The following is a 22,694-nucleotide window of genomic DNA, read 5'->3' as shown; positions in this document are numbered from 1 at the left end:
TTCAGTCTGTTTTTAGTGATGCTTTCAATTGATTGTATTCTTCCAGTTTCATATTCAAATGCAATTTTGATTTGCCGAAACTAGATTTCGTTATTTCCACCTTTTCCAGGGTTCCTATAAACTGTTGCTGCAGCTGTTCAAGATTTTGCTTTATTACGGTGTTCTCTTTCTGAAGTTCTATAGCTTCAAAAGCGGATTTAAAGAAAGCATCATCTTTAATGGGCATGTCCTTTTTATTGGATGAAAGTGATTTTTGCTGCTTGTTCTGTTGCGGGGCATTTTCAAAGAGTAATTCCATCATGGCTCTAGTAGGTGTTATACCACGCTTGTCCATCTCTTTCATAATCGCTGCCATCCCATTGAATCTTTTTTTGATGAGGTTTTCCAACGTTCTGGCTGTAGGCCCAAAGCGTTCCTTTGGCGAAATTTCGTTGTAAAAGAAAAAATCGAGCATTGTCTGTAGGGCTTCGCTATGGGTTTTAAAGAATCTTCTGGAGAATTCTTGAAACTTCCGGGCGGTGGCCTTTTTGAAACGTATGTTGCTAAATGTTTTCAATCTGATTTTTACTTGTTATCCAGTTTTGCCGCAAATTTTCGCCTGTTTATGGGCTTTTTCGGGTGATTTGCCGCAAAAATCAAAATTTTGAAGGCAATTACAACTACTTTAAACGAGTTAAAAATTTGATTTACAGTGTATTGTAATGAGTTTATATATTGTAACGCCGCGCCAGCGTGTTACCCTCTTGCTCTTCCTTTTTACTCCGCAGGAGAAAAATCCAGCCTTCATCTCAATTTAGCCTGCCGTTTTAACAACGGATTTCGAAACCAAAATTTTAAGAGTCCTTGGCGCTAATTTTTGAGGAATTTTGAGGATTTATAAAAAATTAATACGAATTATAAAACGAAAAAAGGCAACCGAAAAGGCTGCCTTGTCTCCATCCAAGAAATTCTATTTTAAATGGTAAACTTGAATGTATGGTTATATAGGTTCTTTATTGCTTCTTCTTCCAAGAGCGAATCGTAGTCTAAGTAGTTTTCAGCTGCATAGGTTTTCAAGTCCTCACCGAATTTTCGTTCTATCTCTTGCTTTGATTGTTGCATGATTTTTTCTTGAGTTTCCCGATCCAGATTGTTGAAATTTAGGCGAAATGGGATTTTAATAGGAATATCCATGATTGCCTAATTTTTCATTAACCCATTATCGCTAAAACTGAAATAGTTACCATCGGGAAGTATGATCAGATGGTCAAGCACCCTGATGTCAAAAAGTTCAGCAGCTTTTTCTATTTTTTTGGTCAATGCGATATCGGCACCACTGGCTTTATTAGTTCCCGATGGATGATTATGTGCAAGGATGATGGATGTAGAAAGCGTTTTAAGCACCACGGCAAAGAGAATTCGAACATCTACCAAGGTACCTGTGAGTCCGCCTGTAGATGCCTGAAATGTGCCTTTGACCTTATTGGCATTGTTCAACAATAACACCTTAAAGGTTTCATGAAGTCCGATGGTGTTTTTATCCCATGTTTGGTATAATAATTCGGCAACCCTATCGGAATAGTTTGCAGGTTCTGAATTGAGTACCCCTAATTTTTCGCAATAGCTTATTTGAATTTCGTTAACTTCGTTTCTCATTGTTTTCTTATTAAGATTAGACGATGAAAAAGAGGGCGTAACTTTCCACGGTGTCGCCCTCTTTCTTTTTAATACTCGCTTGGTAGCATCAGCGTGTTATTGGTAAAAAATAGCCGGATGGTTTCCAAAGGAAAATCCGTTAAGTGATATTTTTGCGTTTCCAGAATGGTATCGTTTCCGTCGCTATACTCTATAACAGCGGCATAGCCTAAAACCTTTTGTTTCTCGGTTGATAGCTTTTTAAAGTCGACCGTAATAAAGGAACTTCGGTTCATCAGACTTTTAGCGACTACCGATGCATCCGTTACCAACCAAAAACAATTTGCTTTACTAGCGAGGTATTGAATACCATCCGTGATGACCGTATTTAATAGGGGAATCTTGTAAAACGATTCTGTACCCGAAAATGCGGCCAATTGTTCTTTAAGTTCCTGTGGGTTCATTTGTGTTTCCATGTTCGTATTTTTTAGGATTATGTAAAGGGTGCCGTCAAAACCGCAGCACCCTTTTAATTGATTTACTTGGCGGCAGTTGTTTCGTTTTTTCCTCCTAGGAGCAAAATTTCATCGGCGACCACCTCGGTCACATAGCGTTCATTCCCCTCTTTCGGCTCTGTATAGCTCCTTGTTTTTAGTTTCCCTACAATAGCGACCTGCTTGCCCTTGTGTGCAAACTTTTCCACGATTTCAGCGGTCTTGCCCCAGGCTACGATGGTATGCCATTCCGTTACCTGTTGCTTTTCCCCTTGTTTGTTGGTGTAGTTTTCATTGGTGGCCAACGCAAAACGGGCTACCTTTTTACCTCCATCCAATTCCGTTACTTTGGGATCATCCCCGATGTTCCCTAACAAATGCACATAATTTTTGATACTGCTCATAATTGAAAATATTTAGAATTGATTAATATGCCTGTCCGAACCCTTCGAACAGCTTTTAAAAATGATTTACTTATTACACCTAGAGCGTTTTCCTTTTTTTTGTTTTTTAACTTTTGTTCCGCTTCATTTTTGAGGATTTGATATGATTTCATGATTTTCGGTTTTGATTTACTTCCCACAGAGCCGTCACTGTTACCTTTTTTTGTTGCTTAACCTTTTACAATATTCAGGCTTGGTAAGACGTATAAATAAGAGGGGCAGGGGCCCCCTGGTTTATGCCGTCGTACAAGAATGAATGTTGTTTTTTCGCCGTCAAAAAAAGAATTATAGTGGTGGTCCGGATAGTAGATTAAATACTTTGAAGCCGTGAAATTTTAAAGGCTATTGAAGCGGAACAAAATGCTATAAATCAATTTCGTTTGAAGCGGACTTAATTCACGGTTTTGGCTTGCAATGAAGTGTTCCTTCCCAGCGTATCGGGAAGGGTTAGCGGAATGGAAAGTCAAAAGAGTGGATTGTGTCCAAGACAGGTGGGTACGAAGCTTATTGTACGGAATGGAGAGTAACGGAATGGAAGGGGAATGTGCTGAGGCTATTTCATTTATATGTTTAGATAATTGACCGTCTGACCCTTCTGAAAATTAGCGTTTCGCTAAACTTTCCAATAGTTTATCGATAGGAATGGACAATTAAACTCTTTAAAAGACTTCAGGTAAGGTATAATTATTAATACCTTTTTATAGACTTTAAAATCAATATTTAAAGTTCAAATATGGGTGGGTATAAATATACTAGTTAAATTAGGTGAAGAACTGTTAATTAATTATTTCCGGGTTCTTTTTACGGAAGATTAGATAAAATAGACCAATAAGAACTAAAATGAATATAACCAAACTGACAATTGTAATCTTACTACCGGTTTCTATGACTTTTGGGATAAACTTAAAATCAATGGTATGAACCCCTGCAGGAATTGGGAGGCCTCTTAAGGTGTAATTCACTCTCAAATGTTCGACTGGTTCGCCATTCAAAAAAGCTTGCCAACCAGGTTGATAATAATTCTCGGAGAAAACGGCAAAAGCACTTTCTTCATTTTTTGAATTGTAGATTAAATGGTCGGGCTTATTACTAACAAGTTTCACATAATTTTCTTGACCTATCTTAAAAGAGAATTCACTACTGGTCTTTTGTCTTATTTTTTGAGGAGAATCATCGAGAAAACTTAACCAAATATCCTTTCTTACCACAGCAGATTCTTTTGTGTTTAGCCCCTCTAAGGCTAGAATTTCTTCATCAGCCGTATCAACTAAACTTAGTTTTCTTATAAACCACGAATTTCCGTTGGCCAAAGGATTTTTGACCGCATCAGGACGTCCATTTTCAGATGATTTTATTAAATATTTGACATTCAGCATATTCAAAACTTCAATATTCCCTTTTGATAAATAAAACTCATACAATTCTTGAATACGCTTTGGTTGAGCTGCATGATATCCTCCAATCGAATTATGCAGGTAAGAAGCCTTACCCGTAAAAAAACCTGAACTCATATCATACACCCTAAAATTAGAGGTGTCATTTAAAATTTCCTTATCAGCCTGGCTAGGTCGGAAATAATTTTTAATGGTCTTTGCGGTTGTGAAATTTTCGTTATTAACATAGCGTCTATCAACACCTACTAAATCAAATAAAATTATAATTGCGAATAATATAAGGGACAATTTTTCGGATAGTATTTTTTTAAGGTACATCCAGATTACGCCACTAAAAATTGAAATTAGAACCAATGTTCTCCATGCATCATTAGAAAAAAGGTATTTCCTGTCGTCGATAATAGCACTCAACAAATCCGAATTTGACTCATTCAATTGGTCTAATTCTCTAGAATTAACGAAATCGAAAAGTACTGACTTGAAAATCAGAAAAAAAATTGTTAACCCTCCTAGACCGATAAATGTATATTTAAGAGCATTCAACTTAAGGGAATGTTCTATTGAATCATCCAATAGTTTTTGTAGGCCAATAATAGCCAAAATAGGCACACATAATTCTACTATTACCTGTATTGATGAGACAGCCCGAAACTTATTGTACAATGGAACATAGTCAATAAAAAAGTTTGTGAGCAGCTCAAAGTTATGTCCATATGACAAAAATAATGTAAGAACGATTGCTGAAGTTAGCCACCATTTGCTTTTACCCTTTACTAGAAAAAATGACAAAAACAATAAAAGCAAAATTGATGCTCCAATATAGGCAGGACCTAATACAAATGGTTGCTCACCCCAATATGTTGGTATTTGGGTTTCAACTACTGTTAACGCTTCAGAGGGAGATGCGCCAAGTTTTAGTAAAGTTTTATAGCTTGCTGAGTTTTTATCTAGTTGTTCTGAATTCCTCCCGCCCATAAACCGCGGGATGAATAGATTAAAGCTTTCAGAGATACCATAACTCCATTGTGTGATATAGGCCTTTGAAAGGCCTGAAGAGTTTTCTTTGGGAGATCCGTCAGGGTTAATCGTTAATTCACTTTTACCTCTTGTGGTGTCCTGAACATATTCCTGTGTTGCTAAAATATTAGTTGAATTCAAGCCCATCGACAAAAAAAGTGCACCAAATAATACTGATACCGATATAAAGAATTGGCGCACTTTATTCTTTGAATATGCATCAATAAGAAACCAAATGCCCAAAACCAAAACCAGCAACAACAAATAATAAGTCATTTGAAAATGGTTGGCATTTATTTCTAAAGCAAGCCCAATTGTACTGACCAAAAACCCTATCAAATATCTTTTCTTAAAGACGAGTAAAATTCCAGACAGAACTAGCGGCATATAAGCGATTGCATGCGCCTTAGAATTATGTCCGCCTCCAATAATGATTATCAAATATGTTGAAAAACCAAATGCTAGCGCGCCAATTAGGGATAAACGAAAATCATTGGTAATTGTTAGCATCAAGAAATAAAAACAAACCAAATAAAGAAAAAGATAATCTGCCGGTCTTGGTAAAAATCTTAATAATCTGTCAAACTTCTTAACGAAATTATATGGGTAGTTTACACCTAGTTGGTAAGTGGGCATACCAACAAATGCAGTATCTATCCAATATGTCTCTTCGTCGTATGCATCCCTAATGTCATTCATTTGCTTAGCCATACCAATATATTGGACTATGTCGCTCTGAATAATCTCTTTTCCTTGTAAAACGGGATTGAAATAAAGAATTGCCAAGACTGCAAAGCCAGTAATTATAAGAACGTGTTTTAAAAGTTTTTTAAGTGAATTCTTCATCGATAAATTATTATACCAAAAACCGTCCAAATAGGCAATTTTTCGAATGACTAAAGTATGACTTTCACGTTTATAATACAATTTATCAAGTAACCAGGTAGGTCATTAATATGTAAGCACAGACTACCAAAACGGTTCATTAACTATATCAAAAGGAAATGTAACTATGGTAATCTGATTTTTTGGCAGAGAAACCCTAGGTTTATAAAGCGGCCATTTTAAGAAAACACTTTTCCAAAACATAAAACTTTTTTGAGAGTGTCCCAAACGTGGTCTTTTTTTAGTATTCTCGTTTATACACTTTTTATGGGACACCAAGAGTATATTTAAACGACCGTCTGACCCCTCTGAAAATTAACGTTTCGCTAAACTTTCCAATAGTTTATCGATAGGAATGGACAATTAAACTCTTTTAAAAGATTTCAGGTAAAGTATAATTATTAATACCTTTTTATAGACTTTAAAAGTAATTTTGAAAGTTCAATTAGGGGTGGGTTTAAATACACCCAAGTTTATACAGAAGTAGTTCCAAAAAACGTTCATTTTAGAGGCCAACAAAGAATCTAAAATACTTTTATTCATCAATCTTGGATTTTGTTTGTACTTTTCAAACCACTGGCATGTTTTACTCGTATATTTAAAGCAAAAGCTTCTATTATGCGTAAAACCTTTTACCTACTATTTATTATTTTACTATGCAGTCACGACCTGTATATAAAACTGGACGCTTATTTCTTGCAGCCTAATCAAGAAGCGACCTTAAGCCTTTACAACGGTACTTTTGAAAAGAGCGAAAATACTATCGCTCCGGACCGTATGCTTGACGCTTCTGTTGTTGCCAATGGCAAAAGAATGGCCATCGATTCAAATCAATGGAAAAACCAAGACAGTACCATTACACAATTACCGTTTAATACCGGTGAAGCAGGAACTTATGTAGTAGGCGTATCCACCAAGGCAAGAAATATAGAACTCACCGCTGAAAAATTTAACAGTTATCTGGAACATGACGGTGTTTTGGATATGTTGGAAAAACGTAAGAAGGATAGTCTATTGGATACAGATGCCGTGGAAAGCTATGAAAAGCATGTCAAGGCCATTTATCAGGTAGGTGAAACAAGAACAGCCGACTGGAGTACGGTATTGGGCTATCCCATTGAGTTTATCCCACAGGTAAATCCTTATGAAAAATATAGTGGCGAAACTTTGGAAGTACAGTTGTTGTTGGATGGCAAAACCTTACCAAACCAACTAGTCTTTGCTGACTTCCTAAAAGGAGCTCATGCCCATACACATAACGGAGACGGCGACGAGCATGAAGTGGACGGAGAAAAACATTCCCATGGTCATACACATTCCGATGATGAAAATAGCCATTCTCATGAATCCGAAAAAGATGAAACACATACACATACCAATGGCCAGCAATTACGCACCGATGAGCAAGGTATGTTCACGGTGAATTTACCCGAAGACGGCATCTATTTTCTACGAACTATTCATATGACCAGCGTAACTGATAGTGATGAGCTAACTCACCGATCTAAATGGGCAACGCTTACTTTTGAGGTTAGCCACAAGCATGGTTCTGATACACACACGCATGATGATGACCATAAAGATATTCCTACCTGGGTTTTTGTTTTGGGAAGTCTACTTGTTATTGGACTGTTATTCCTAATTTTTAGAAAAGGGAAATAATAATGCATTTAAATTTAAGGCGAGTACTCTCACCATTGTTACTTTTCGTTCCAATTTTGGCATTTGCTCATGATGTTACCAGTGCCGATCAGGAAATTCTACGCGATGGTAGTTTATGGGCTTACATTCAGGTAGGCGCAACGCACATGCTTACGGGCTATGACCACCTGCTCTTTCTTACCGGTGTCATATTTTTTCTAAAGGGCTTTAAAGACATTTTAATTTTTGTCACGGTATTTACGATAGGGCATTGTATTACCCTGATAGGAGCTACCTATGCGGGGATTACCGCAAATGAACATATAGTAGATGCAGTTATCGCCTTAAGTGTCTTGTATAAGGGATTTGAGAATCTGGGTGGATTTGAAAAATTGAAGGTAAACCCGCCTAATTTATTGCTTATGGTCGGTCTTTTTGGATTGATTCATGGCTTTGGACTTTCAACTCGTTTACAGTCATTTGATATGGGGGAAGACCAATTTCTGGCAAAAATCCTTTGCTTTAATGTAGGCGTAGAAGTGGGACAGGTGCTGGCTTTGATACCGATTGTTTTTATAATCACGTACGCACGAAAGCGCAAACAGTTTCCAGCTTTTTTCAAAGCGGTGAATTGGTATTTGGTATTAGCGGGGATAGGGTTATTCGCCTATCAGATATATGGCTACTTGACTGGGCATTGATTTCTTATAAACCCTATTTTCAATCTATCAACAAGGGTTTTAAGAAGGGCTGATTGAAAAATCGGAATTTAGAAAAAACTACTAAATAGTATTTGTGCTAAAAAAGGTTGGTCTAATGAGACTTGAAAAACACAATTTCATAAGGGTCAGTTTATGATTTACACAGATTTTTAATAGAAATTATCTGTATTTCTAAGTCATGTTTTGCTAGGTTGAGCATATTGAATACTGTTTATAAACTCGAACTTATACACATTAAAGTGTCATCTACATTGACGGGTGGGGTGGAAATTTTGTACAGAATAATGCCCGATGAATGTGCTTTGTATTCATTGAGTTTCTCACCAAACTCGTTAGTGATATAGCCTATATTATCACCTTTTTTAACGGAATCTCCTGCTTTAAGATGACTGTAAAAAAGTCCTGTTTCGGTAGCGCTGATATAGGTTTGATTGTTTAGCTGAATTAGGTAGGCATTTAGTCCAGTTCCTTTATCATACATTTCCATATTGTCAAGCATATTATACACCCCATTTTTTATTAAACTTACGGCATCTTTCTGTACATTGCCCAATCTACCGCTTTCAAAGCTCAAAGCCACTTTGCCATTTTGAGAGGCTTGTTTAAAGACATATTTTGCAGGTTCATCGTCCCTTATGGTGAAAGGATATGAAACGATATATTCAAATCCACTAATCTCTGTAAGTTCCCTGGCTTTTTTTGTTTGTTGTGGATAATTCGGGTTATCGTAGAAAAGTGCAAACGGAATCAGATCTTCATTGACACCACCACCATGTATATCTAAAAAAATATCGCTCACGGGTATTATATTAGTAGTAATGAAATCTGCTATTTTCTGTGTAACGCTACCAGTCGATTTACCGGGAAATGCACCGTTTAAATTCACTTGATCATTCGGATTTACAATAGACGTTCGCGAAAAAAACGAACTTGTATTTGCAATAGGTATTATGATTAAAGTGCCAGTTAAGCTATCGACATCGATTTCTCTCAAAAGCTCTTGTACGCCAACAATAGGAGGATATTCAAAACCGTGAACTCCGGCAACAATTGTAAAAACAGGACCTTCGCGCTGCCCCTTGAGTATAGATATTGGTAAGAAGGTTTGGTTGTTTCGAGAATCTTGGAATTCAATACGAATGTTTTCTTTCAGAGGTTTTGTGTTGCTTGAAAAGATATCTTGAAAGTCGTTTTGTGCTATTCCAGCTTGAATGGAAAATAATAGTAGTGCAATAAAATATGGCTTTAACATAATAAGTGGTTTTATTTCGTAGCAATTAATAACATGACTAATGTATTAAAATTGCTTCAAAAAAGTAATCTTGCTGATGAACTGGGTACTTTGTTGTATTGGGTCAAATACGTTGGTCTGGGTATCGTTGAAAACCAGATAAATGAATGAGAGTGGCATGTACTCCCAACTAAAACGCACGTTCCAGCGCCCCTGTTGGTCAAAACTGTTGTACTGGTAAAAGGTAGACAATTGCACTCTGGGGTTCAAGGCCAAGCGAAGACTGGCGGTATACAAATCAGTATCCAGATATTCTTGAAAAGTGCCAAGTGCGTTAATATTGTTGTGCTCATAATCCGCCGTCAAGGCAATATGAGGCACAGGTGCATAGCGCAGCCCCCCGGTTACTGTAATTCTGGTACCATTATAAAAATTACCGAAATCATAACTTATCGAACCTGAAAACTTTTTCGAACGATCTGTATTGTATCGCAAGAGGTATCGGGTGTAATTATACGTACCGGAATCAATTTCAAGGCCAAGCGGTGCAAAATCAAAATTGATATTTTGCCAAGTGGGCGTAAAAGAGGCCTCTACAAAACTATTGTCTTTGAACCACGTGAAAATGGGAAAGATATAGATACTCGCTTGCTGAAAATTCCCAAAATTCTCAAAGTCATGATAATAGTTAACGAAAGCCCCTGGGTCCCATCGGCGTATAAAAGGTAACTTTTTCGGGCGAATAATCGCATACCCTCCAGGGCTGTGGTACATCACATCATTCTGACTAACGAACCCCATATCCGGTGCATAGTCTTTACTTACAAAATTATTTAGGTAACCCAGATAATATTTGTTCGTAGTGTTACCGATGAAGAATTGACCTGCAAATCCCTTGTCCTTCGTTTCGCTGTCCGTTGAAGCCGAGAGAAAATAGTTAATAGACAGTTCACTTTTAGGCCTAATCAATCCGTCCAAGGTTAGGGTGGTGTTATTTGTACTGTTCAAATTCAGTTCTGAAATACCATCATCCCTGCGGTATGTGAGCATCGCTCCAAAGTTATTTTCTTCACCATAGTTCTTTGTGTATCGGGCCACACCAAACGTGCTTCCCGGACTATTATCGATTTCACGTTGGCGCACCACTAAGGCGGCAAGGGTACGGTTTTCGTCTCTGTCGGTATATCTTGCACCTGCATCCAATGGTGCCGGAGTAGCATTAAAACTATTTGAAAGGCCAATGGTACGGCTAAAGAAGGGTCGCACAAAAGAGCTATTACTTCCTGCCCAAATGCCGGAGTTTTCTAAAAAGAACTGTCTTCTTTCAGGAAAAAAAATATTGAACCGCTCCAAGTTATTGACTGCTTGGTCTACATCTGCTTGCGCAAAATCAGTATTGATAGTCAAATCTAACACCGCATTCGGGTTAATGGCCCATTTGACATCGCCCCCTACCTTGGGTTGGTTCAATTTACTGGTCAACATGTTGCCTGCTTTATTTTCGTCAAATTGATACAACGCATAGGGTTCTATTCTTATGTTTGCTGATGGTGGAGGAACTTCAAGACCCGTCAGTTTTGCGGCATAGGTCATTCGGTTTTCAGAAAAAGATTGTGGTATGGCCGGAAAAACGGTTTTTTCATAATCCCGTCTTGCCAATCTAAAAAAGGTAATGCCCCATTCAACAGGAATGCCCGCTACAGGTTTATCATAACGAATGGATTTAAAGGGAATGGCAAACTCCGCAAAATACCCCTGATCAGTTCTTTGGGTACGAACTCGCCACAATGCGTTCCAATCTTCATCTCTATTGGTATCATTAAAATTTTGGACGTCTTGTTGGTTGCCATAAGGGGTTGTTTGAAAAGAAACCGCATACTGTTTGGTGTTCTGTGCATCGATTTGAATTCCAAAAACATCATTTTCCTGTCCATTGAAATCTCTGCTTAAATCTTGTATGCGAACTCCTTTTTTGCCCAAGGAATCTGCTGCGAAAATCCCGAAATACAGGTTTTTGTCATCATAGAGGATTTGTACCTCAGTAGGATTTTTAATGGTACCACCTTGAACTGGCTCCACTCTAAAAAAATCCGTTGTCGGTTGTGCTGATTGCCAATCTACTTCATTAAGAACACCATCTATTTTAACGGGATTGATGGCTCTTATAGCTTGTATTTCCAAAGGAACTTCAGGCGGAGGGAAGTTGTCGGTTTCTTTTTCTTGGGCATTGCTGATAAAATATAACAATAGAATATTTAACAAGAGAATTTTCCTCATTTTCAGAATCTTAAGTTGTGAATGGGATTTTATCGGAAATGTAATATCCGATTGAATTACAAGAGAGACACTAGTGATTTGAAAAGAAGTGCTCTACAACATTATGTATCGGTATAATTGAATTTGAACGGAACCGCAATTAATCGACCCGAAAAAATCTATTTTAAAGTTGTAAAAACGATAGGTATGAACAAACCGTAATTATCCCTGTGAAATATTCGGGGGCGGTTTGTTGTGAAAATAATCAGAAAGAAGTATTTTTTGATAAGGTGATTTATAGTCTGTAAAACCAGTGTTGGCTTCTGGTACTATCGGTATTGAAATTTTAAATCCTGATTGGGTTGGAAAATCAAGTATTGTACCTTTTTTAGCATTAACAATCAGCACACATTCCTCACAATGAGAAATCTCCTTATCATCTGATATGTGTGATATGGCATGTAAACTGACTATCCTAAACAACAAGAATATTGTCAGAAAAATAAGGGAGATGCTATGTTTTTTATATGTTTTCACTTTTCGTTTGGTACTACCTAAATATATGCAATTTTATAACTCAATGTTCGTGATTACTATTTTTTAAGAGACGCCAATTTCTATAGTGGGCATAAGCTATAAGACAGGCTCCCAAAGCTGTATTTCCTGCTTCCCACCAATAAGAAAAATTAATACGACTAGCGACAATAAATACAAAGCCAAACCCTGCGAACCAAAGTGGTATTTTACTATTGTGTATTTTACGAAAACTAGGCCAGAGGGAAACTAAAATTAAAAGCAATCCAAAGGCAATAAAGAACCATTCGATTATTGGGTTCTGTAAAACATAAAGTCCCGCAAAAGCAGAAAAGGAAAGTAAAATGGGTAATGCAACGCAATGCAAGGCACAAAGAATGGCACTTGTTACTGCGATAATATCAAAAGTCTGATGGTTCGTTTTTATTTGTTTCATAAAAATTTATACTGTTGTGACCCGATTAATTAATTCAAATTGCTGGTTTTGTATTTCTTATTGGTCTAATGCAACCTGCGGCCAATGATAATGCAGCCGAGAAATATAATAAAAGAGGCTATTAACAAAGGCCATATAAAACGATTGTGTTTTTTATCACTCGTATCGCTAATGTTATATTTTGGAGTGAACTTTGCCCAGTCTATGGCATCTCCAGATAACCCTTTGAATATCGAGGGATAAAAGAACAACCGCAATTTTTCATGAAAATCGCCTGTAGCATCCAAAAAGTTTAAATGTTGGCGTAGGCTTGTTCCCGAAAGCTCATTGAATGCCAATTGCAAATGCATATTGGGTAAAAATGCCGACAATTGTTTGCTGGCATTTTCACGCTCATTTATTTTTTGGCGAAACGCCCTTGTATCTTTTAGAGATTCATCATCACCCATCTGCTGCATGGCGTAATACCATGTCCAGTTAAAGCCCTCGGTCGGGTATCCGAATTTTTCGAATTGGGGATAATGTTCATAAAACTTTTGCAGGGTCTCTTTTTTATCGGTATCCCATTTGGTGTGGTAGCCATCACGCTGACTTATCATAGTACTCAAAGCCTCCGGAACGGGATACTTGTTGGTTACATAAGCATTGATTCCAGCAGGAAGTAATATGAGTAGAACCAACCAAACTGATAATAGCAGCACGGCATTGAACCCAGAATTCTTTTTAAAGTTGATTATAAAAAAGCAAAGGGCGAACCAAAATATAATGTATAAAGAAGATAGAAGGACGAACATCATAAAATTAGCATCCAACGGAATCGATAATGCTATTTTGGCCACGCTAAGGAGTATCCCTAGAACTACATATATCAATATCATCCGAACGGATAACTTTGTTAATAGATATTTCAGTTTTGATGGTGTCTGTACGGATACCAAACGCCACGTTCCAGTTTCGGTTTCTTCGGATAATAGATTGAAAGTAAAAACGATGATCAGAAGCGGGAACAAATATATTAGAACGAATGACAAGTCGAGATTACCCGACTGTAGGTTCATCGGGTTGACCAAATCGGTATCGTATCGTTGGCCTTCCAGATTTTTAATGGTGATGCGCTGTACATTCGGGTTGATGTCACTTTGGCCAATGGAAAGGCCGGCAAGATGATTCGGACTGTTCACAAAAGCGAATTTGAGATAATACATCAGCAGCCCTAAATCGTCTTTGTGTAATTCCACATTACGTTCGATATGGCTTTTTTGATGGCTTTCGACTTGATCGATGGCAGCTTTCTTTTGGGATAAAAATTGATGGCCTATACCAATGCTTATTCCTCCCAATATTAAGATGAGAACCAAACTGGCCATAACTGCCCGTGATCTTAAAAACTGTAAAAATAGAAGTCTGTACATGATTATATCGCTTTTGCTTTTTTAGAAAGATAACCTAGCCCAAAAAAGGAGAGCAACACCCAGCCTAGTAAAGAGTAAATACCTATCGAAGCTTCGTTGACAGAACTTTTCAAAGGCTGCATTTGATGCTCAAAATCTGCGAATTCCTCCCAATGTTCATGTCCGACGACATTGGTTTTCCCTTCTGAATTATTTACCCTAGCACCAATATATTCCATTTGTAACTCGTTCATTTCTTGTGCCAATTGGTAGCGATATGTTTCGGCTTGGTTCTGAAAATCTACATAGCCTTTAAAATCAGTTCCTGCAAAAGCCATGGATATCGTCTTAATGGCCGTAAACGGATTCAATATTGCGGTAAACCGACTAATATTGTTTTGTTTTTCATACACATTTATCAAACTATCATGATGCTTTTTGTACAGATGCGCACTTGTTTTCTCTCCTTCCCTCATTACAAAACCACCATAATTAAACGGAAGCTGAGTAACCGAATCAACTTTATGAACGGTCAAAACAGAATCTCTTAACTTATTAAAGTATGGGTCGTTGGGGTCGTGGCTATCCCCTTTTTTGATAACGTCTTGCTCTACCGCCGTTTGAAAACTGAATTTTGAAGGGGTAGGATATACTGAACTTGCTATTGCCTGCGAAGTTTTTGGCACCAATACCACTAGTAATAACCAAATACCCAACAAAGTAAGTAGTGCATTTTTTGATGACCTTGACGTGGTAGATACCGCAATAGTCATGAAACATAAAATGAGCAAAAAGAGTGCATACCCCAAGAACAGCAGTAAAAAACGTAGCCATGAATCAGATTGAATAGCATTGCTATCCCCAAAAAACAAAAAAAATGCAGTAATCAAGACAATGGGTACAAAGAATAAAAGTGCCAGAACAAATAATCCTAGGGATTTCCCGAGTAAAATTTCTTTCCATTGTGCACATTGTGACAAGAGTATTTTCAAAGTACCATTTTCGCGCTCGGCAGCCACGACAGAAAATCCTAAGAAAAACAAAATCAAGGGTAACACTAATTGTAACAGCATGGCCATACTCAACTCTCCGAAACGTAGGGTGCCTGTTGAAAATCCGGCATCGGAAAAGTTGACGCTGTTCTGTCTATGAGCTTCTAAAAAAACGGCATTGCCCGTAAAACTTTCGATACCATAGTCGAACATACTCAAAGGCTGTTTCAGACGAAAGGCGAACGAACCAAAATGCGCCATACGATGTGGATGTTTATCGGGATTGGCTTCCCAGCTTTGACGTGCCTTTTGTTGATGTTCCAACCGAATCGCATTTTGTTCCGAATAGTTATGAATACCACTAACCGCCGCATAGGCAGTCAGCAGCATAAAAACCGTCAACATCGCATAAATGACTTTAGTCTTAAAAGCATTTTTAAGGAAATGCTTCATAAATAGAAAGATGTTTGCCTTTTTCATTTTGTTTAAAGTTTACGAACTATCTGATGTTGCTATTAGTGGTTGTACTTTTCATAAAAGACCCACCTGCCTAGTTAGTAGACAGGTTGAGCTTTAATGATTCTTAGAATTTATAGGTTGCATTTAGCAAAAAGTTCCTTGGAGCTCCAGGACCTAATCTCGAAGGATTAAGACCACCCAACCAATAGGTTTCATTAAATAGATTATTGATTTTAAGTGTCAATTGAATACCTGTGTTATTCGGCTTATAAAAAACTGCCGCTTCACAAACGGTGTAGTTTGGTAATAATACCCTATTCGTATCGTAAGTAGGGTTGTACCAGGTAAATCTCTCGGCCATATATTGAGCACCAAAACCTACACCAATGCCTTTCAAGGTGTTACCCATGAAATCATAACGGCCCCAGAAATTGGCATTATGTTTTGGAGCTCCTCCAATGGGTTGGTCAATAAACTCTACAATAGCATCTTCTACAATTACTGCATCTGAGAAACCGTAAGATGCCGTAAGTTGAAAGTTTGGTGATATGTAACCCGATATATCCATTTCAAAACCGGTACTTCTTTGTTCGCCTCGTGTGGTTAGGTTATCTAAATCATAGGTGTCACCCAGTAAAATATTCTTTTGAGTAATATTAAAAATGGCAAGGTTGGCAAATAATTTTCCATTTAAGAACTCCCCTTTCGCACCTACTTCTGTTAAGCTACTTTCTAGAGGGTCAAACCTACTTGGTGAGGTGGACCAAAAGAAACCTTCAGCAGTTGGTGATAATGAAACTGTATTTGTGTGTGGTTGAAATCCTTCTAGATACGTTGCATATGCACTTATATCATTCGTAATCTCATAGGTTAAACCTAGTCTCGGTACAAAAGCACTCGTTTTAAATTCCTCTTCATCTCCTTTATAATTGAAGATGTCATTGAACCACTCGTACCTTAAATTCAGTAAAGCTGAAAATTTCCCCACCTTAAATTGGTTTTGAAGATAGATACCATCAGAGGTCGATAAATTTGCCGGAATTGATAATTGAGCAAGACCGTAATCATTAACATTTCTAGCACCGTTAAAAGGATTTTCTAAATCAAAAAAAGCTGCAGCGGGTTTCGGTATGGTGACACCGTCAACAACGATTTGTTGAAAATTATCAGCATTATCAGGGTCAAAATTAGACTGACCTCCATCGACAGTTAAATATCTTCTGGCACGTAGAAATCCAGCTCCGATTTTTCGTTCCCAACGCGTACCATCATAGCCAACTAATATTTTATTGGTAACCTTGTCACTTTTGATATCATAGGTAAAGAAGGTGCTGAAATTATTTGTTTCCCAAAATTGTTGTCTTTCATCATATCGTAACCTTGCTAGGGTGGGAATCACATTACCCTCAATATCGACCACGGTGCCCCCAACTCTATGTTCGGCTAGATCCTCATCCCAAGTTTGTTTCATGTACTGCGCATTGAAACCTAAGTTGTCCCCAAACTTTTTACTAAAGTTGGCCATGAAAATAAACTCTTTGTTTTTGTAATGGTCGCTTGATGCACCGACATTTCTTGTAATGGGAGTACTATTCAAATCAAATTCACCATTTATAGCTCCAAAAATGGGTTGGCCCCTATCTAAATTACCTTCCGCATCGCTGTAAATCATTTCAACGTTAAGTGATGTGCTTTCATTGGGGATATAACTTAAAGACGGTGCAAATAAAATCGCATTGTTGTTTACAACATCCCGAAATGAATCTGCCTCTTGAATAGCGGCATTAAAGCGATATAACAAGGTTTTTGACTCGTTTAAAGGCCCTGTGAAATCTGCTGTAGCTCTTAGGGTTCCAAAACTTCCGGTTGTTAAAGAAACTTCACTTCGCTTTTCAGTTAATGGTTTTTTAGTCACCATATTGACTGTACCTCCCGGGTCTGCACTTGAAAAAGTTACGGATGATGGTCCTTTGATTACTTCAACACGCTCAAGATGCGAGGTAATAGGTTGCAGAAAATAATATTGGCGGGTGCGCATTCCGTTTAGAACTTGCCCATCATCTCCTTGCGTAATACCGCGAATATTATAATGATTGTATAAGCCTGTAACTGCGACATTACTAACCGTTTTTACTGCATCTGGCAGTTGAAAAGCCAGGCGGTCAGTCATCAATTCTTTTGTTACGGAGGTTATCGCCTGCGGTAGTTCTTTATTTTTGATGGCGACCTTGGTTGCCGAAAATGAATAGTCACTATTGTAATCGGTTCTAGCTCTACCTATAACTTCAACATTTTGTAGATTTTCGGCAGCCTCGATTAATACGATTGCTCCTAATTCAACGGCGGTATTCGAATTTACAGCAACGGATTGTTGATTTGAAGCATAACCCAAATAACGAACTTCAAAGTTATAAGAGCCCTGCGGCACATTTAGTTCAAAAGCTCCGTCGCCATTCGTAAGCACTCCGAAGGTATTTTCTGTATTGGTCAGTGAAACAGTCGCTCCGAAAACCGGGTTGCCTTCTTCATTAGTAACTGAACCCGATACTATGGTTTGGGCATATATGTTTCCTGTAAAACTAAAAAGGAATACTATGAATAGAATTTTTATGATTTTCATTTGTGTTTTATTTTGAGTGTAACCCTGAACTCCATCCGATTAAAAAAGAATACCCCCCTTGACGGGAAATACTATTTTCAATGGTTTCGATCCTTGGTTTTTTTAAATTGTTTTTAAGTAGAGGTCTTGTAGTTCGTTGGCATTAATGGCGTTCGTGTCAGATGTATACACCAAACGACCTTCTTTCATAATACCGATTTTGGTACCGACGTTCACGGCATTAAAGATGTCATGCGTCGCCATGAAGATGGATTTCCCCGTTTGGCTCAACTCCTTACAGATTGCGGTAAATTCCACCGTAGCTTTCGGGTCAAGACCAGAGATGGGTTCATCCATGAATATGAAGTCCGCATTTTTAGAAAGTGCAATAGCGATACCGACCTTTTGCCGCATCCCCTTGGAATAGGAAGCAAGCTTATTACAATGTGCGGTTTCTTGAAGTCCCGCCTTTTGCAAATACCCGGTTAATTCTTCCCTGGAATATCGAAACCCCGCTATCCGACTAAAGAAATCAAGGTTCTCCATGCCTGAAAGATTACCGTACAATTGTACCACTTCGGGTATGTAGGCAATCATTTTTGAGGTAGCATTGCTATTTGGTTTTACCTCGACACCGTTGATTAGGGCCTTACCGCTCGTGGCGGCTATTAAACCAAGAAATAAATTTATTGTGGTGGTTTTACCAGCGCCATTTTGGCCCAGTAAACAAAATATTTCACCTTGAGCAACGGAAAAGTTCAAATCGCTCAATGCTTCATGACCACCATATCTTTTTGTAAGATTGATTGCTTCTAACATCTGAAACTATGTAAAATGTGATTAATAAAGAGGTATGCAACACCGAAACTGGTCGCATACGATAGAACTCATCGCTAACCATTGGAAACCGAGGATTCATTATCAAAAAAGAAAGATGTTAAACTGAGGGTGGGCCTCGTAAGTACTGCTGTTCTTGCGAAACAATAAAAAGTGTTTCTACTATGTTTTGATGAAAGTAGTAGGTGGAAAAGTCTAATTGGTAAACAAAAGAATTTTCAACATAGAGCTGTTGATCAAAATAAAAGCTACAGATTTGACAATTTGAATTGTCTTGCGTAGTTAAATCGGCAAAATCACTTTTAACAATAGTTATACTATTGCCCCTGTGTGTTTGCGAGTGAAAAAATAAAATTACAGGCAAAGACAAAATATACATTGCCAATATACCCGCCCTTATTTGGATTTTGCTTTTCACTGTCGCTAAAATAAGATATTTTTTATTCTGTACATATTCATTGATGGTATTCTTTCATAAGTTTTGCCGTTTACTCAATAAAAAACTATGAAGTCGGAAATACTTCTTTAGTCATCGCAATACGTTTCATAGAAATTTGTGGGGGTAATGTTTGATTCCCATGTATTTTCAGTTCAAAAAAACGGCCGTTTTTCGGCACTATCGATATTCGCGTCAAACAAATCCTTATCCAGTTCCATTTGTCGTTCTTTTTAATAGTTCCGGTAATTCACGTTTTACGGAACTAAAAAAGTATAAACAAACGACCGTCTCACCCCTTTTAAATTTAGCGTTTCGCTAAACTTTCCAATAGTTTATCGATAGGAATGGACAATTAAACTCTTTAAAAGACTTCAGCTAAGGTATAATTATTAACACCTTTTTATAGACTTTAAAAGTAATTTTAAAAGTTCAATTAGGGGTGGGATTAAACATTCTAGTTCAATTACGTGGGAACGCATTAATTCGTTCTTTAAAGTTAGAATAAGGCAAACTTTCGGTTTATAGAGAATCTTATTTCCCAGTTGTCCCTAAATTATACCAACCATCCCATTAACTCTTAAGTTTTACATTTGAAGCAATAATTTGCAAATTATTTAGAAATAGATATGATTAACTTTTTGCGACAAGATTTTCCTTTTTTTACAAAGAACAAAAAGACTTTAAATGTTACTTTAACATTATGCAGTCTAAGTTTTCTTTTTGTTTTATTTACTGGGCCTATTTTTGCACAACCTGAACAAAAACCTAGTTCATTAGCTTTTATAATGCTGTTCATGGTTTTTAATAGTCAGTTACTTCTTAGAGTGATAATTCCATTTTTTTTTAAAAGTCAATTTTCAGAAAAGAAGTGGACTATAGGTAAAGAGATAATTTGGATGCTTCTAGAGATAATTGCCGGAATAGGTTTTTGTTATATTTTGCTCCTGTGGATATGGAATGTTCCTGACGGTTTCTATTTAGAAATTACGATTGAAAATATAATTATACTGTTTATAGGTCAGCAGTTCTTTACAATTCCATTATCGATATACATAAAACGTGACATTGTCCTAAATGACTATTTACAAAAAGCTAAGTACCTTAATATGCTTTTGATTAAAAAGAAATTTGACAGTGAACTTTTAAATAATTTGAAAGTTAAGGTCAAACTAAAGTCTAACGATGAAACGGAAAATGTAGAGCTTGCGATTAGTGATATTTTATTTTTGAAAGGTGCTCATAATTATGTGGAAGTATATTATTTGTCAGATGAACTTGTTAAACGTACTTTATTAAGAAATACACTGAAAGCTCTCTTTCAAGATTTGGAGCAATTTGAAGTATTTAATTTTTGCCATAGGTCTTATATAATAAACATTCAACAAGTGACAACTATCAATGGGAACTCTAGAGGCTATAAGGTTCTTTTAAAAAACTATGATGAATTCATTCCCGTATCACGACAAAAAGCCTTGGAATTTGAAGTTGCAATTGGTAAAATAGAAATTAAACAGTAGCTAATCCTAGTTATCCCAAATCAATCCCGACCATCCCGAATATTAGGAATACTTCTACGAAAATATTTATTTCACAATATTATTAGTAAGTGATTACTTGGCTTTATTGCCGATTCAGCTACGTAAAGCCTAAATAACTTATAATGTTAAAATCTAAATTACAATGAAACAAACAATCAAAATTATCGGATGTGGATTTACTGCTTTATTTTTAGTAATAATTGTTTACGGTGTTTTTATTTATCAGTCTGATCCTTACATAAAGGCATTGGTAAATAACAATGAAACCAAACTTTTTTATAGACCTACTAAAGGGATGCAAAGTATGCACGGTTTAAATTATTCAGAAAATATTCTTACCGTAGAAGATTCAATTAAAATTCATACCTATTTTTTTAACCCAAAATCAGATGCCAAAGCAAATATTTTCCTATTACGTGGAAACAGCGGAAATACTAGCCAAGGTAAAAAACTAATCAAACCACTTGTCGATAATGGATTTAGAGTGTATTCTACAGACTGGAGAGGCTATGGGAAATCAAATGGTATACCAAATTATACAGGAGTAATGAAAGATACCGAAATGGCATTTTTAGATTTTTTGAAACAAACAGAAAATGATAGTATTAAAACCATAGTTTATGGAATGTCTTTAGGCGGTCAATTAGCCGTTAAATTGACGAAAGACAATCAAATTGAAATAGACGCTTTAGTTCTGGATGGAGGATTAGAATCAGCTCAAAGTTTTATTACTGACAATTTTCAGGAGTTTTATTTAAAACCATTTATAAAAAACCCTGAGGATTATAATCAAGATTATGTTGCTGTTAGAGATATTACGGATATTGAAAATATTCCTAAACTAATTATACAAAGTAATAAAGACAGAGCTGTACCATTAGAAAGAGGAAAGAACATTTTTAATGCCGCTAAAGAACCAAAAAAATTTTGGGAAACAAATACTGGACATATTGAAACTCTTACACATTTACCAAATGAAACAATCTTGAAACTAAACGAAATTATTGGATTGAAGTAATAGATTCGACAATCTGGATTATTTACGCGTTCTAATTGTTATTATTTTTAGTAATATTTATTACCGTTGTTAGATGAAACTGTATATTTAAACGACCGTCCGACCCCTTTGAAATTTAGCGTTTCGCTAAACTTTCCAATAGTTTATCGATAGGAATGGACAATTAAACTCTTTTAAAAGATTTCAGGTAAAGTATAATTATTAATACTTTTTATAGACTTTAAAAGTAATTTTGAAAGTTCAATTAGGGGTGGGTTTAGATACAATGGCTTAATTAAGTGGGAAACAGGTTTATTGAAATCTTAAGAAGATAACTTTAGTGCCAAAACGTTCGTTTTAGGGTATTGTCATATTTCTCACAAAACAAATCCTTTCCTAGTCCCTTGTGTCTTTGTTTTTTGAATAGTTCTAATAATTAACATTCTACGGTTCTTAAAAGAATTAAGATAAATGACTCTAGGCCTGATTTAAAAACAACTTTTCAATAGACTGGGGATAGGAATTGTGAAAACAATCTTTTGAAAGACTATTTAATAGTGAATTACAAGGGATTTTTTTAATTCTAAACATGGTATTGACATTTCCATTGTGGGTTCAAAATCTTTATTACTGGATAAGTTTGCAAATATTTAGTGACATCACGATGCTAGATTAAGTAATAAAATCAATAAAGGTGTGATACTTTTATAGAATTTAAATCTAATTCCGTTACGAAATTTTCAATTTGACATGACGTTAATATTCAATTAACTTT

At 36.6% G+C, this 22,694-nt stretch carries 17 protein-coding genes; 4 read left to right on the top strand and 13 right to left on the bottom strand.

All coding sequences use genetic code 11. The annotated features are described in order from the left end of the window. Nucleotide 1: 1 nt before the first annotated feature. The 6 genes from ACPF9A_RS02285 to ACPF9A_RS02260 form a co-directional block, all read right to left on the bottom strand. Complete coding sequence (locus ACPF9A_RS02285; RefSeq protein WP_424001290.1) at nt 2–556, bottom strand: BfmA/BtgA family mobilization protein; 555 nt, start codon at nt 554–556, stop codon at nt 2–4. A gap of 398 nt (nt 557–954) precedes the next feature. Continuing rightward, nucleotides 955–1,101, bottom strand: coding sequence for a hypothetical protein (locus tag ACPF9A_RS02280; RefSeq protein ID WP_424001288.1), 147 nt, complete (start codon nt 1,099–1,101; stop codon nt 955–957). A gap of 78 nt (nt 1,102–1,179) precedes the next feature. Further along, nucleotides 1,180–1,635, bottom strand: coding sequence for a JAB domain-containing protein (locus ACPF9A_RS02275; RefSeq protein ID WP_424001286.1), 456 nt, complete (start codon nt 1,633–1,635; stop codon nt 1,180–1,182). Nucleotides 1,636–1,703: 68 nt separating this feature from the next. After that, a complete protein-coding gene (locus tag ACPF9A_RS02270) occupies nt 1,704–2,090 on the bottom strand; it encodes a DUF6876 family protein (RefSeq protein ID WP_424001284.1) in 387 nt (128 codons plus the stop codon). A gap of 62 nt (nt 2,091–2,152) precedes the next feature. Then, complete coding sequence (locus ACPF9A_RS02265; RefSeq protein ID WP_424001282.1) at nt 2,153–2,512, bottom strand: single-stranded DNA-binding protein; 360 nt, start codon at nt 2,510–2,512, stop codon at nt 2,153–2,155. A gap of 815 nt (nt 2,513–3,327) precedes the next feature. Next, nucleotides 3,328–5,808: a YfhO family protein gene (locus tag ACPF9A_RS02260; RefSeq protein ID WP_424001280.1), complete on the bottom strand. Its 2,481-nt coding sequence runs from the start codon at nt 5,806–5,808 to the stop codon at nt 3,328–3,330. 657 nt (nt 5,809–6,465) lie between these two features. On the opposite strand from ACPF9A_RS02260, the gene ACPF9A_RS02255 reads away from it, so the two are divergent. Together ACPF9A_RS02255 and ACPF9A_RS02250 are read left to right on the top strand one after the other, a co-directional pair. After that, nucleotides 6,466–7,509 carry a DUF4198 domain-containing protein gene (locus ACPF9A_RS02255; RefSeq protein WP_424001278.1) on the top strand — a complete coding sequence of 348 codons (1,044 nt, stop codon included), beginning with the start codon at nt 6,466–6,468 and terminating at the stop codon, nt 7,507–7,509. Between the two features lie 2 nt (nt 7,510–7,511). After that, entirely contained in the window at nt 7,512–8,189 is a 678-nt protein-coding gene (locus ACPF9A_RS02250) for a HupE/UreJ family protein (protein ID WP_424001276.1), read from the top strand. A gap of 232 nt (nt 8,190–8,421) precedes the next feature. Here the strand turns inward: ACPF9A_RS02250 and ACPF9A_RS02245 are convergent, their stop codons facing one another. The 7 genes from ACPF9A_RS02245 to ACPF9A_RS02215 all read right to left on the bottom strand — a co-directional run bounded on the left by ACPF9A_RS02245 (nt 8,422) and on the right by ACPF9A_RS02215 (nt 18,927). Then, nucleotides 8,422–9,462, bottom strand: coding sequence for a succinylglutamate desuccinylase/aspartoacylase family protein (locus ACPF9A_RS02245; RefSeq protein WP_424001274.1), 1,041 nt, complete (start codon nt 9,460–9,462; stop codon nt 8,422–8,424). 45 nt (nt 9,463–9,507) lie between these two features. Further along, nucleotides 9,508–11,718: a DUF5916 domain-containing protein gene (locus ACPF9A_RS02240; protein WP_424001272.1), complete on the bottom strand. Its 2,211-nt coding sequence runs from the start codon at nt 11,716–11,718 to the stop codon at nt 9,508–9,510. A 556-nt stretch (nt 11,719–12,274) separates the two neighbouring features. Further along, nucleotides 12,275–12,667 (bottom strand): MerC domain-containing protein, encoded by a 393-nt coding sequence (locus tag ACPF9A_RS02235; protein ID WP_424001270.1) that lies wholly within the window; start codon nt 12,665–12,667, stop codon nt 12,275–12,277. Nucleotides 12,668–12,732: 65 nt separating this feature from the next. Then, nucleotides 12,733–14,079 (bottom strand): DUF3526 domain-containing protein, encoded by a 1,347-nt coding sequence (locus ACPF9A_RS02230; protein WP_424001268.1) that lies wholly within the window; start codon nt 14,077–14,079, stop codon nt 12,733–12,735. 2 nt (nt 14,080–14,081) lie between these two features. Continuing rightward, a complete protein-coding gene (locus ACPF9A_RS02225) occupies nt 14,082–15,530 on the bottom strand; it encodes a DUF3526 domain-containing protein (protein ID WP_424001266.1) in 1,449 nt (482 codons plus the stop codon). Nucleotides 15,531–15,633: 103 nt separating this feature from the next. Then, the gene (locus ACPF9A_RS02220; RefSeq protein WP_424001264.1) at nt 15,634–18,129 is read right to left on the bottom strand and encodes a TonB-dependent receptor domain-containing protein; all 2,496 of its coding nucleotides are present in this window, start codon (nt 18,127–18,129) and stop codon (nt 15,634–15,636) included. Between the two features lie 102 nt (nt 18,130–18,231). Continuing rightward, nucleotides 18,232–18,927: an ABC transporter ATP-binding protein gene (locus ACPF9A_RS02215; RefSeq protein WP_424001262.1), complete on the bottom strand. Its 696-nt coding sequence runs from the start codon at nt 18,925–18,927 to the stop codon at nt 18,232–18,234. 1,083 nt (nt 18,928–20,010) lie between these two features. Here ACPF9A_RS02215 and ACPF9A_RS02210 point away from each other — a divergent pair. After that, nucleotides 20,011–20,901: a LytR/AlgR family response regulator transcription factor gene (locus ACPF9A_RS02210; RefSeq protein ID WP_424001260.1), complete on the top strand. Its 891-nt coding sequence runs from the start codon at nt 20,011–20,013 to the stop codon at nt 20,899–20,901. 163 nt (nt 20,902–21,064) lie between these two features. Beyond that, nucleotides 21,065–21,940 carry an alpha/beta hydrolase gene (locus tag ACPF9A_RS02205; RefSeq protein ID WP_424001258.1) on the top strand — a complete coding sequence of 292 codons (876 nt, stop codon included), beginning with the start codon at nt 21,065–21,067 and terminating at the stop codon, nt 21,938–21,940. Nucleotides 21,941–22,694: the final 754 nt, after the last annotated feature.

Source organism: Maribacter sp. IgM3_T14_3 (genome assembly GCF_049603095.1).
GTDB lineage: Bacteria > Bacteroidota > Bacteroidia > Flavobacteriales > Flavobacteriaceae > Maribacter.
Note: the sequence above shows the minus strand (reverse complement) of the source record. Positions and strands in the feature narration are given on the sequence as shown.

Coding starts and splice junctions, on each gene's coding strand:
- ACPF9A_RS02280 (WP_424001288.1), bottom strand. CDS start 1,101: ATGCAACAATCAAAGCAAGAGATAGAACGAAAATTCGGTGAGGACTTG.
- ACPF9A_RS02275 (WP_424001286.1), bottom strand. CDS start 1,635: ATGAGAAACGAAGTTAACGAAATTCAAATAAGCTATTGCGAAAAATTA.
- ACPF9A_RS02270 (WP_424001284.1), bottom strand. CDS start 2,090: ATGGAAACACAAATGAACCCACAGGAACTTAAAGAACAATTGGCCGCA.
- ACPF9A_RS02265 (WP_424001282.1), bottom strand. CDS start 2,512: ATGAGCAGTATCAAAAATTATGTGCATTTGTTAGGGAACATCGGGGAT.
- ACPF9A_RS02260 (WP_424001280.1), bottom strand. CDS start 5,808: ATGAAGAATTCACTTAAAAAACTTTTAAAACACGTTCTTATAATTACT.
- ACPF9A_RS02255 (WP_424001278.1), top strand. CDS start 6,466: ATGCGTAAAACCTTTTACCTACTATTTATTATTTTACTATGCAGTCAC.
- ACPF9A_RS02250 (WP_424001276.1), top strand. CDS start 7,512: ATGCATTTAAATTTAAGGCGAGTACTCTCACCATTGTTACTTTTCGTT.
- ACPF9A_RS02245 (WP_424001274.1), bottom strand. CDS start 9,462: ATGTTAAAGCCATATTTTATTGCACTACTATTATTTTCCATTCAAGCT.
- ACPF9A_RS02240 (WP_424001272.1), bottom strand. CDS start 11,718: ATGAGGAAAATTCTCTTGTTAAATATTCTATTGTTATATTTTATCAGC.
- ACPF9A_RS02235 (WP_424001270.1), bottom strand. CDS start 12,667: ATGAAACAAATAAAAACGAACCATCAGACTTTTGATATTATCGCAGTA.
- ACPF9A_RS02230 (WP_424001268.1), bottom strand. CDS start 14,079: ATGTACAGACTTCTATTTTTACAGTTTTTAAGATCACGGGCAGTTATG.
- ACPF9A_RS02225 (WP_424001266.1), bottom strand. CDS start 15,530: ATGAAAAAGGCAAACATCTTTCTATTTATGAAGCATTTCCTTAAAAAT.
- ACPF9A_RS02220 (WP_424001264.1), bottom strand. CDS start 18,129: ATGAAAATCATAAAAATTCTATTCATAGTATTCCTTTTTAGTTTTACA.
- ACPF9A_RS02215 (WP_424001262.1), bottom strand. CDS start 18,927: ATGTTAGAAGCAATCAATCTTACAAAAAGATATGGTGGTCATGAAGCA.
- ACPF9A_RS02210 (WP_424001260.1), top strand. CDS start 20,011: ATGATTAACTTTTTGCGACAAGATTTTCCTTTTTTTACAAAGAACAAA.
- ACPF9A_RS02205 (WP_424001258.1), top strand. CDS start 21,065: ATGAAACAAACAATCAAAATTATCGGATGTGGATTTACTGCTTTATTT.